Below are 11,565 nucleotides of genomic sequence, written 5' to 3'. Positions count from 1 at the left end.
TTTGGGCGGAGCGCAAGACGATGCCATAAATGATAACCGTTATCAATGATCAGATTACCACTCAAACTTGATAATTCTTATCATTTAGATTCAAATGACAAGCTGAGCGACATCCGTCGAACCTTCATCCAGAGCCCAAGATAGCGCCATGCCGCTGATTGCTGCAGCCACTTGCCAGCATACTTCCTGCGACCTCCGGGCCTACGGCGAACGCTACGGCATCGACTACCGCTTCCCCTCCCTGTCTTCGAATGCCGCTGGGCAGGCCGTACTTCGTGGGCGCATCCTCGAGCTTGTGCCGGCAACCGGCATGCAGTTGGTCGCCTCGGATATCGAGGTGCTGCAACGCTACGACTCACGTTCGCTGCGGCCCAGTCCCCTGTCGATCATCGTCATGCTCGAAGGAACTGCGGAGATCGGCTTGGGCGGGCAGCGTCTTGTCCTTACCTCCGGCACGGCCTTGAGCCTGCGATTGGACGACCGCGAAGGTCTTCAGGCCACGCAGCTGCCCAACCAGCGCATACGCGCCTTGACCCTGGCTCTGGACGCATCACGCCTGGCCGAAGCGCTTGGCGGCAAACCGCCTCAGCATGGCTCGCACCTGCATGCCTGGCCACTGCCCAGCTACTTGCAACAAGCACTGGAACAGGCCCTCGCCTCCCCGCTGAGCGGCGCGACAGCCAGTCTGCAATGGCAAGGGCTTGCACTGCAGCTATTGGCCCACGGCTTGCCGTCCGGGCTGGATGCATCCACAGCGCAGTTCTCACCGAGCGAGTGGCAACGCCTGGAACGAGTCCGCGAGCAGTTGCAGGCTTTCCCGGCACGCTCGCACAGCCTGGCGGCCCTGGCCGAGCTTGCTGCCATGAGCCCCGCCAGCTTGCGCCGCAAGTTCCAGGCGGCCTACGGATGCAGCGTCTTCGACTACCTGCGCGACCGCCGCCTCGCACTCGCCCACGAGCTGTTGCTGCAAGGTCACGGTATCGAACGCGCCGCTCAGTGCTCCGGTTATCAGCATGCCAACAACTTCTCTACGGCCTTCCGCCAACGCTACGGCTATCCGCCAAGTTCCCTGCGCCACGCAGACTGAGCGCCATGCAGAGAAAGCCGAGCATTCGGCAGAGGACGGAGGCACCTTGTAGAGGAATAATTCTCATTACCCAATGAGACCATTCCGCAGAGGAATCACCATGCCAACATCTCATCCACTGGCACTGGCCATCTCGCTCGTGTCCTCCCTTGTCGTGGCCAACGCCCAGGCTCAGCAGACTCAGCCCGCACGAGCCGATGCGCTGGAAACCCTGACCGTCACCGGCCAGGCCGCTACCAAGACCGAAACGCCCTTCAACGAAACGCCTCAAGCCACTTCCAGCATCGAGCGTGACACGTGGGAAGCGCGTGGTGCACGCACCGTTCAGCGTGCCCTGGACTACAGCCCCGGCGTCTTCACCAATCAGGTTGGCGCCTCCAACCGCTTCGACTACCTGGTGCTGCGGGGCTTCTCCGACGGCAGCCTGAGCAATGCCTTCCTCGACGGCCTCAAGCTGATGGGCGACACCAACTCGCACAGCTCGTTGACGGTCGATCCCTGGTTTCTCGACAGCATCGAGGTGGTGCGCGGGCCGGCGTCGGTACTCTATGGCCAGGCCTCACCGGGCGGTGTCGTCGCCCTCACCAGCAAGCGCCCGCAGTTCCAGCAAGGCGGCGAGCTACGTCTTACTGCAGGCAACAACGCCCAGCGCAGCGCCGCCTTCGACGTGACGGGTCCGCTGGGAGAGCAGCAGCGCGTCGCCTACCGCATCGTGGGCCTGGCGAGTGCCGCCGATACCCAGTTCGGCCCCGCCGAGGAGGAGCGCTACGCCATCGCCCCCTCGCTGACCTGGGACGTGAGCGACGCCACCAGCCTGACGCTCAAGGCCTACCTGCAGCAGGACCCAGAAGGCGGCTATCATGCCGGGCTGCCCTATGAGGGCACCGTGGTGGACCGCAACGGCCGGCGCATTTCCAATGGCTTCTTCGAGGGCGAGGACGAGTACGACCGCTATCAGCGCACCCAACGCATGTTGGGCTACGAGCTGGAGCATCGCTTCAGCGAAGCCTGGACGGGCCGGCAGCGCCTGAACTATCTCAATTCGAATGTGGTGCTCAACCAGGTCTACGCCTACGGCTGGGCGCCCGGCAGTGACGGCGAATTGACTCGCTATTACTCCGGTGCCGACGAGTCGCTGGAGGCCTGGACCGTGGACAACCAGCTAGAGGCCCGTCTCGCCAGCGGTTTCATTGACCATACCGTACTGGTCGGCGCCGACTACCAGCGCCGCGACAATCGCGTGGCATGGCCCTCGGGCCTGTTCCCCAACATCGATGCCTTCGATCCACAGTACGGCGCCGAGCCGATCGAGATGTATGCCCCTCTACGGGAGGATCACGAGCTCAGGCAGACCGGCATCTACCTGCAGGACCAGATGGCTATGGGCAACTGGCGCCTGACCCTGGGTGGACGCTACGATTGGGTCGACATCGCCAACACCAACCGCGACAGCGGTGACACCAGCACCCTCGACGATACCCAGTTCAGCGGCCGCGCCGGTCTGCTCTATCTGTTCGACAACGGCATCGCCCCCTACATCAGCTACTCCACCGCCTTCACCCCGACGAGCTTTGTCGACGCCGAAGGCGACCTGCTGCCGCCGATGGAGGGCCGACAGATCGAGACCGGCCTGAAATTTCAGCCGGCGGGCACGCAGGATCGCTACAGCGTGGCCCTGTTCCAGATCAACCAGGAGAACGTGGCGACCAAGGAGCAGCCCACCGACCCCTACCGCGCCGTAGGCGAGATCGAATCCAAGGGCCTGGAACTCGAGGCCCATACCCACCTGAGTGACAACCTGAGCCTGCAGGCGACCTACAGCTATACCGACATCACCTACAAGCGCAGCGACGATGGCAACGAAGGCAACCGCGCCATCTACGCGCCGCGCCACCTGGCCAGCCTGTGGGGGCATTACGCCTTCGATTCGGGCTTGCTCACCGGGCTCGATGCCGGATTAGGAATACGCCACTACGCCGGCATCCAGGCCGACCGGGCCAACACCGCCGAGCTGCCGTCATACACGCTGGTCGACGCCACCCTGGGCTATGATCTTGGCCGACTCGGTCTCGATGGCATGAGCGCACGCCTCAACGTCACAAACCTCACCGACGAGGAGTACGTCGCCTCGTGCAACTCGCTCGAGTTCTGTTATTTCGGCGCCGAACGCGGAGTGCTCGGCACGCTGAGCTACGCTTTCTGACGCCCCATAGCAATCTCGCCATGACGCAAACGCCCGGCTCCAGGCCGGGCGTCCGTCATTGAAAACATCAGGCGTGAAGAAAGCCTTACCAGCGATAGGTGAGGCTGCCGATCACGCTGCGCGACTCACCGTAGTAGCACCAGTAGTCGCAGGAGGCCACATAGGTTTCATCGGCAACGTTGTTGACGTTGAGCTGGACGCGCCAATGATCGTCGAGATCATAGCGGACCATGGCATCGACCACCGAGTAGTCAGGTACCTTGAGTCCCCCGTCGACGCTCGAACCCACATGGCGTATGCCAGCACCCAGTTGCAGCCCGCCCAACTCCCCTTCGGAGAAGACGTAGTCGAACCAGGTCGAGGCTTGGTGACGAGGAATGAGCGCGGCGCGGCTGTCGTCTTCCAGGCGGGCATCGGTGTAGGTGTAAGCCGCCGTGAGCCGCAGGTGATCGGTGAGATAACCGCTGCCCTCCAGCTCGAAGCCACGCGAACGCCGCTCCCCTTCCTGCACTTGGAAGCCAGCCGGTGATGTGACCAGAGTATTGTTCTCGCTGAGATCGAACAGCGCCGCCGTCACGTAGCCATCCCAGCTCGGAGGTGCCACCTTCACGCCCAGTTCCCACTGCTCGCCCTCACGCGGCTCGTAAAGCCCGCCGCTGTCATCGACGCGAGCCAAGGGATCGAAAGACTCGGTATAGCTCAGGTAAGGATGCACCCCACCCTGACCCAGGTACATGACACCGCCCGACCAGGAGAGCTGATTGTCATCGGAGCGCTGAGCCTGGCCCGTGGTCCGGTTGACGTTGTCGGTCTCGGCCTGGTCGTGGCGTACGCCACCGAGCAGCACCCAGCGGTCGTCCAGCCTCAGCTGGCTCTGGGCATATAAGCCGGTCTGACGCTTGTCGATATGACGCTCGATGCGCTCGCTCTCGTCGAGCGGCGTGAAGTTGCCATAGTCGGGCGCGAAGATGTCAATGGGTTCGCCGAACGGAAACGGATCGGCTTCGCGGCCACGTAGCTGCAGGTCCTGGTAATCCACGCCGAGCAGCAAGGTGTGTTCGAGGCGCTCACCGTACCAGTCGCCGATAAAGCGGTTGTCCATCGTCAGGCTGTCGATCTCACCGTCGCGATGGATATGACCGCGAACGGCATGGCGATCATCCTGCATGAACAAGGCATAGGTGCTTCGCAACAGCAAATCCAGTTCGCTGTAGCGCAGGTTTTGCTCGAAGCGCCATGTGTCGCCGAAGCGATGCTCCAGCTCGTAGCCCAGCATGCGCTGGGTGCGCTCGTTGGTGTCGTAGCCCGGCTCGCTCAGGTTGGTCGAGCGCGCCACCTTGCCAAAGGGTGTGTCCTGAAGGGTGCCGTAGGCCAGCTTGAACGGATTGGTGGGAACCCCATCGTCCCGCTGAAGGCTGGCGAGCAGCGTCAGGGTGGTGGCCTCGGTGAGATCCACCGCCAGACTGGGGGCGAAATAGTAACGTTCGCTGTTCGTGTGATCGAGATCGCCGTCACGTTCCTTCCAGGTTCCCACCAGCCGATAGCGCACGTCGCCCGACGCCGAGAGCGGCCCCGAGCTGTCGATGCCGACCTGACGGTGGTCACGGTTGCCGAGTTGCAGGTCGAAGCGCCCCTGGGGCTCGTCAGTGGGGCGCTTGCTGACCGCGTTGATCAACCCTCCGGGAGGAGCTTCACCGTAGAGGATCGACGAGGGCCCCTTGAACACCTCTACCCTCTCCAGGCCATACGGCTCGGGCAGCCACTGGTAGAACCCCTCACGATAGAGGCGCAGCCCATCCAGATAGGTGGAGTGGTCGAAGCCTCGGATCTTGAACCAGTCGGTGTCGTTGTCCGATCCGTAATGACCGGAGAGCACACCGGCTCGGTAGCGGAAGGTCTCGTCGAGCTGCTGTACGTTACGCGTCTCGAGTTCCTGCCGGTCGACCAGGGAGACGGGACGCGGCGTCTCGACCAGTGGCGAAGCCACTTTCAGGGCCGTCCCGACGACTACGAGGGTATCCCCTTCCAGGGTCTCCTCGGCAAACGCCTGCGGCGTCACGCCGAGCAGCGCACCCCCTAGCGTGAGGCCGAGTGCGAGTCGTATCGCCTCAGCCAGTGTAGTCGGCTGAGCACAGGAGTGAATGTTGGACATGAGAGGTGCCCTCTGAGCGCTTGGTGGAGAAGGGACGGTCGAACTGCAGCACTGCACGACAGTCACATCTCAATAACAATGAATAACGAACAGCATTAAAACCCATACGCGCCTCTTTGTCGTTTGAAAAATAAAATGCAAACCATTATCGTTATTCTGCTTGAGCACAGCTCTGCATGGTCTTCGCTGAGACGACTCGAAAGCCCAACACCAAGCAAGGGAAAGACCTTCCATGACCCACAAGACGCCTATCGCCTGGCTGGCGCCGGTGATGCTCGGCTCCGCCCTGCCGGGTTTGGCCTTCGCCCAGGCCAATGACGAAGCCACCGCCTCACCCGATCTCTCGCCATTGGTGGTGACCGCAACCCGTAACCGCAGCCAAGCCGGCGAAACGCCCCAGAAGGTCACCGTCATCACTCGCGAGCAGATCGAACAGCAGCTTGCCGTTACCCGCGACCGCGGCCAGATCCTGGGCAACCTCATCCCCGGCTACTCGCCCAGCCGCCAGAAGATGACCAATTCCGGCGAAACGTTTCGTGGCCGCACCCCGCTCTACATGATCGATGGCGTACCGCAATCCACGCCCATTCGCGACAGTTCTCGCGAGAGCTACACCATCGACCTGGACATGGTCGAGCGAATCGAAGTGATCCATGGCGCCAGCGCCGAGCACGGCCTGGGTGCCACCGGCGGCATCATCAACTTCGTCACCAAGCGCGCCGAGGGTGGCGGCGTCAATCACCATGCTTCCACCGAGATCACCTTCGACGACAAGCTCGACTCCGAAGGCTTCGGCCACCGGCTGGGATATCGCCTCAGTGCCCAGCAAGGCGATTGGGACTTCCTCGGCGGTATTACGCGCCAGCAGCAGGGGCTCTTCCGCGATGGCGGCGGACGCAACATCGGCATCGACCCGATCCAGGGCGAGATCCAGGATTCGACCAGCTACGACCTCTTCGCCAAGCTCGGCTATTGGATCGACGACGACCAGAGCCTGGAATTCTCCCTCAACCGCTTCGAGCTGGAGGGCAACAACGAATACGTGCCGGTAGTGGGAAACAGGGCAAACGAGGTCCCGACCAGCGCCGAGCGTGGCACACCGGATGGAGAAGCCTCCTACAACGAATCCACCACCGCGCAGCTCACCTACCGGCACGGCGACTGGTTCGGCAACGAGCTGGACGCCAAGGTCTATCACCAGCGTTTTCGCGCCCAGTTCGGTCCGCACCCCTCCGCCTTCCCGTACCAGGACGCCCAGGGCAATGCTCGGCTCGATCAGAGCCGCAACGAATCGGACAAGCTGGGCGCCAAGTTCACCTTGAGCCGCAGCGACCTGTTCGACGATCGCGTGTCGCTGGCCACCGGCATCGACCTGCTGCAGGACGACACCCAGCAGCGGCTGGTGCAGACCGACCGCAGCTATGTGCCCGAGACCCAGTTCCGCAATGCCGCAGCCTTCCTGCAGGGCTCGCTGCAAGTGTTCGAGCCGCTGACGCTACACGCCGGCGTTCGCTACGAACATGCCCAGCTCGACGTCGACACCTACCAGACCCTCGCCCGCAACGATGTCCGGCAGGATGGCGTAACCGTGGAAGGCGGCAAGCCGAGCTTCGACGAAACGCTGTACAACTTCGGCCTGGTCTATCAGGCCACCGACTGGGCTCAGCTGTTCGCCAACTACTCGGAAGGTTTCGGTATGCCCGACGTGGGACGGGTACTACGCGCGGTCAATAGCGAAGGTCAATCCATCGATACCCTGCTGGAGCTGAGCCCCATCATTACCGACAACCGCGAGGTCGGCACCCGCTTCGACTGGGGGCGCACTCGCCTCGAGCTGAGCTACTACGAGTCGGACTCCGACCTGGGGGAACGCCTCGTGCAGGACGACAGCGGGGTGTTCGTGGGCAGTCGCGAGAAGACAGAAATCCGCGGTGTGGAGCTTGCAGGCGAATTCGACCTGACCGACGAGCATGGCCTGCGCGTCGCCTATGCCCGCAGCCGCGGCAAGTCCGATACCACCGGCGACGGCCGGGTCGATACCGAGCTGACCGGCCTCAATATCGCCCCCGAGCGTCTCACCCTGGGCTGGAGTGCCAGTTGGAGCGACGATCTCTCTACCCACCTCCAGGCGAGCCACTTCTTCGATCGAAACTTCAACGATCAGGAAGATCCCGACCTGCGCCGTTTCGACGGTTATACCCTGGTCGACGCCTCGCTCGGCTATCGTCTACCCATGGGTCAGCTCTCCCTGGGGGTCGAGAACCTCACCGACAGGGAATACATCACCTATTATTCACAGACCGCTCGCCCAGGCGACGACCAGTACTTTGCTGGCCGTGGCCGCACCTTCACGATCGGCTACCAGTTGGACTTCTGATTCCTCGTCCCGAAGCGGACCTGGCTTACTGCTTGACGGCGTCCTCGGGCGCCGTTTTTTCGTTGCCTCTCCTCAGCGCCACCACTCGGGATTCGACGCCATGGCTTCCTGCCGACGCGCCGCCTCCCGTGCCTGTTTGTCGAGCGCGGGTGCCAGCAGTGCCTCGGCGCGCTCGGGAGTCAGCGCGTAGAGGCCGTCGTCATCGCCGACGATCAGGTCGCCGGGAGAGATCGCCACGCCATCGATGGCCACCGCCACGTTGACCTCCCCTTCCAGCTCGAGGGCGCGCGTGGTCAGCGAGCTTGGACCACGCGAATATATGGGCAACCTCAGCCTTGCGAGTTCGGCCGTGTCGGTCACCCGCCCCGAGGTCACCACACCGGCCACCCCCTTGCGCAATGCCGCATAGCTGCGCAGCTCACCCCAGCAGGCGCGCCGCTCGTCTCCGGCAACGTCGATCACCAGCACGTCCCCCGGCTCGGCCATTTTCAGCGCCTCGCGGATCACGCTGCCATCGAGATGCGGGATACGCACCGTCAGGGCGCTGCCCAGCAGCCGTGTAGGGCGGCGCAGCGGCGTAAGGTCGGTGATGGCGCCGATGTCGGTGAAGTGACCCAGGGTGGAAGTCGCCACCTCGCGGTAGCGGTCCAGCAGCTCGGGCGAAATGCCCCTCACCCGGGAACGAATGGCGAACATGGGCGAGACTCCTTGTCATTGACGGCTGGCGCTCAGCTGCGCCAGCGATACAGCAGATAGACGAAGAACGGCGCGCCGATACCGGCGACGAAGATACCCGCCGGCAGGTCCCGGGGCAGGAAGGCGACCCGACCGAGCAAGTCGGCATGCAGCACGATCAGCGCACCGATAAGGGCGGTAACAGGTACCATGCCGGTATGGCCGCGTACCGCCAGCCGCCGTGCGATATGCGGAGCGAGCAGGCCAACGAAGCTCAGCCCACCGGCAAACGCCACCGCTGCACCGGCCAGCGCCACGGCCAGCAGCAGCAGGGCCAGGCGGCTGCCCTGCAACGCCGTGCCGAGCCCAACGGCCAGTTCGTCGCCCAGCGCCATGACATCCAGGCGTCGCGCCAGCACCAGTGCCAGGGGCAATCCCACCAGCGCCCATGGGGCCAGTCCTGCCACCTCCCGCCACTGGGCGGCGTAGAGGCTTCCGGTCAGCCATACATAGGCCTGCATGGCCGTGGTATCGGTGCTGAGCACCAACACCAGCGTGGTGCCAGCACCGAGCGCTGCGGCCATGCCGATGCCGATCAATACCAAGCGTGCCGAGGTCACCCCACGCCCGGTCAGGGCGATGATGGCCAGCGCCACCAGCAGAGCGCCGCCCAGTGCCGCCAGGGGCAGCCAGGCCTCCCCCAGTGCCGTGCCGCCCAGTGCTAGGAAGCCGACCGCCGCCAGCGAAGCCCCGCCGGTAATACCGATCACATCCGGCGAGGCCAGTGGATTGCGCACCAGCCCCTGTAGCAGCAGCCCGGCCACCCCCAGGCAGGCACCGACGAGGATCGCCAGCACCACCCGGGGCAGGCGGATCTCATGGACGATCAGAGCGATGTCGCTGCGCTCGGGGACCAGCAGCGCTTCCAGCACCGCTCCAGGCGATGTCGCCTGGCTGCCCAGGCTCAGCGAGGCCAGGACACTGGCCGCGAGCGCCAGGGTCAACAGCAGCGTCACCCCCAGGGTGCAGCGCTCCAGGCGCAGGGAGAATCTGCCATCGGCAGTGCGCAGGAGAACGGGGTGGCTCATGGGACCAGGCTCCGGCGGCGTGCGAGATAGAGAAAGAACGGCGTCCCTAGCAGCGCCGTCATCACCCCCACCGGTACCTCCTGGGGTGGCATGAGGAAGCGCGCCAGGGTGTCGGCACCCAACAGCAAGCCGGCACCGAGCAGGGCACAGCCGGGCAGCACCCAGCGATGGTCGCGGCCGAACAGGGCGCGCACCATGTGCGGAACGATCAGCCCGACGAAGCCGATCATGCCGGCCAGCGCCACCGAACTTCCCGCCAGCACGATGACCACGGCTCCCGCCAGAAGCCTGACCCGGCCGGTGCGCTGGCCCAGTCCCTTGACCACCTCGTCATCCAGCACCAGCAGGTTGAGCTGGCGCACCAGCAGCAGGCAGACAGCGGCGGCAGCCAGGAAGAACGGCAGCAGCGGCATCAGCATGTCCAGGCTGCGCCCCGCCACCGAACCCGCCAGCCACAGCAGCAGGCTCTCGAAGCCCTCCTGGTCGACGATCAAGAGCCCCTGGGCCAGCGAGACGAACAAGGCCGTGACCGCCACCCCGCCCAGCACCACCCGCACCGGCGAGAAGCCGCCATCGCGGCTTCGCCCCAGCAGCGCGACCAGCAGTGCCGCCACCAGGGCACCGAGGAAGGCCACCCAGGCCAGCGCCATGGGCGAGCGCAGGGCGAAGAGACTGCTCGCCACCACCACGAAGCACATGGCTCCGGCGTTGATGCCGAGGATGCTCGGCGCCGCCAGAGCGTTGCGCGTCAGGGTCTGCATCAGGGCGCCGGCCACCGCCAGGCTGGCCCCCACCACGGCGGCGATCAGCGCGCGAGGCAGGCGTTCGGTACGCAGGATCAGGTGCTGCACCGACCCGGGGTCGGGCGCGAGAAAGGCCTCCACCAGGGTGGCCGGCGCAATCGCAGTGGCGCCCAGGGCAAGGCTGGCCAGGCCGGCGGCAATCGCCAACAGTATCCCTGCCATCAATCCAAGCAGCCTGGCCGAGGGAGTGGTCAGCATGCCCCTCCCTCCCCTTGACGCACGGCATCGCGCAGCTCGTAGTGATCGTAAAGCTCGTCCAGCAGACGATGGGCGGCCAGGATGCCGGCGCCCATGCTCCAGATCACCGGGTCGACGTAATAGACCCGCTCCCGCTCGACCGCCTCCAGGCGTCGCCATAGTGGATGCGTCGTCCACTCGCGATGCAGCTCGGCCACCGCCGCATCGTCGCGCATGAACACGAAGATCGCATCGGCATCCAGGGCCGGCAGGGTTTCACGGCTGACCAGCTTGATGCCCCAGCCACTGCCCTGCTGCCCTGCCGGACGCAGGAATCCCAACTCATCGAGGACACCGCGGGCAAAGCCATCGTAGTAGAGACGCACGTGGTCGCCACGGAAGCTGACCACCGAGACCCGCTGAGGCCAGGCATCGCCCAGCCGGGCCTCGGCGCGGCAGCGAAAGTCGGCCACCCGTGCCCGCCAGTCGGCGAGCAATGCACGAGCCTCGGCCTCGCGACCGGTCGCCTCGCCCATCAGCTCGAGCATGGACTCGAAATCATGGGCGCTATCGGCAATCACCGTAGGCGCGATACGCGACAGCAGCGGGTAAACCCCGGCATGGCGATAGCGGGCGCCAACGATCAGGTCGGGCGTGAGCCCCGCCACCGCCTCCAGGTCCGGCTGGGTCTCCAGCCCCAGGTAACGCACTTCCCCAGGCAGCTCGTCGCGCAGGTAGCGATACATGGGGCGCTCGAGCCACGACTCGACCACCCCGACCGGTTCGAGTCCCAGCGCCAGTGCGGTATCCGTGGCGCCCTGATAGAGCGTCACGATGCGCTGGGGCCGCTCCTCGATGCGTGCCTCACCCAAGGCGTGCCCGACACTGCGTGTTACCTCGGCATGGGCCGTCAGGGTCAGGCAGCCCGTCAACAGCAGGACGATGACGCGACGGCAGGTGCACAAGAAGAGCATGAGAATCATTCGTCATTTCGGGAGTCGGC

General features: G+C 64.7%; 8 protein-coding genes. 3 read left to right on the top strand and 5 right to left on the bottom strand.

The window, feature by feature from the left end:
- Positions 1-148 precede the first annotated feature (148 nt).
- A complete protein-coding gene (locus SPH52_RS04890) occupies positions 149-1,087 on the top strand; it encodes a helix-turn-helix transcriptional regulator (RefSeq protein ID WP_411793870.1) in 939 nt (312 codons plus the stop codon).
- Between the two features lie 100 nt (positions 1,088-1,187).
- Positions 1,188-3,290, top strand: coding sequence for a TonB-dependent siderophore receptor (locus tag SPH52_RS04885; RefSeq protein ID WP_411793869.1), 2,103 nt, complete (start codon positions 1,188-1,190; stop codon positions 3,288-3,290).
- Between the two features lie 85 nt (positions 3,291-3,375).
- On the opposite strand, the gene SPH52_RS04880 is transcribed toward SPH52_RS04885, so the two are convergent.
- Complete coding sequence (locus tag SPH52_RS04880; protein WP_411793868.1) at positions 3,376-5,442, bottom strand: TonB-dependent siderophore receptor; 2,067 nt, start codon at positions 5,440-5,442, stop codon at positions 3,376-3,378.
- 232 nt (positions 5,443-5,674) lie between these two features.
- Between SPH52_RS04880 and SPH52_RS04875 the strand changes: the two genes are divergently transcribed.
- Complete coding sequence (locus SPH52_RS04875) at positions 5,675-7,819, top strand: TonB-dependent receptor (RefSeq protein ID WP_411793867.1); 2,145 nt, start codon at positions 5,675-5,677, stop codon at positions 7,817-7,819.
- A gap of 72 nt (positions 7,820-7,891) precedes the next feature.
- Here SPH52_RS04875 and SPH52_RS04870 read toward each other — a convergent pair whose 3' ends face one another.
- From SPH52_RS04870 to SPH52_RS04855, 4 genes are read right to left on the bottom strand one after another with little or no spacing between them, the layout of a single operon-like run.
- Positions 7,892-8,515 (bottom strand): RraA family protein, encoded by a 624-nt coding sequence (locus SPH52_RS04870; RefSeq protein ID WP_411793866.1) that lies wholly within the window; start codon positions 8,513-8,515, stop codon positions 7,892-7,894.
- A gap of 32 nt (positions 8,516-8,547) precedes the next feature.
- A complete protein-coding gene (locus SPH52_RS04865) occupies positions 8,548-9,582 on the bottom strand; it encodes a FecCD family ABC transporter permease (RefSeq protein ID WP_411793865.1) in 1,035 nt (344 codons plus the stop codon).
- A complete protein-coding gene (locus SPH52_RS04860) occupies positions 9,579-10,583 on the bottom strand; it encodes a FecCD family ABC transporter permease (protein ID WP_411793864.1) in 1,005 nt (334 codons plus the stop codon). Before SPH52_RS04860 ends, SPH52_RS04865 begins: the two co-directional genes overlap by 4 nt.
- Positions 10,577-11,536: an ABC transporter substrate-binding protein gene (locus SPH52_RS04855; RefSeq protein ID WP_411793863.1), complete on the bottom strand. Its 960-nt coding sequence runs from the start codon at positions 11,534-11,536 to the stop codon at positions 10,577-10,579. Before SPH52_RS04855 ends, SPH52_RS04860 begins: the two co-directional genes overlap by 7 nt.
- Positions 11,537-11,565 lie beyond the last annotated feature (29 nt).

Origin of the sequence: Halomonas sp. A29 (assembly GCF_046723295.1) — a bacterium.
Taxonomy (GTDB): Bacteria; Pseudomonadota; Gammaproteobacteria; order Pseudomonadales; family Halomonadaceae; genus Halomonas.
This window is presented reverse-complemented; position numbering and strand designations above follow the sequence as displayed.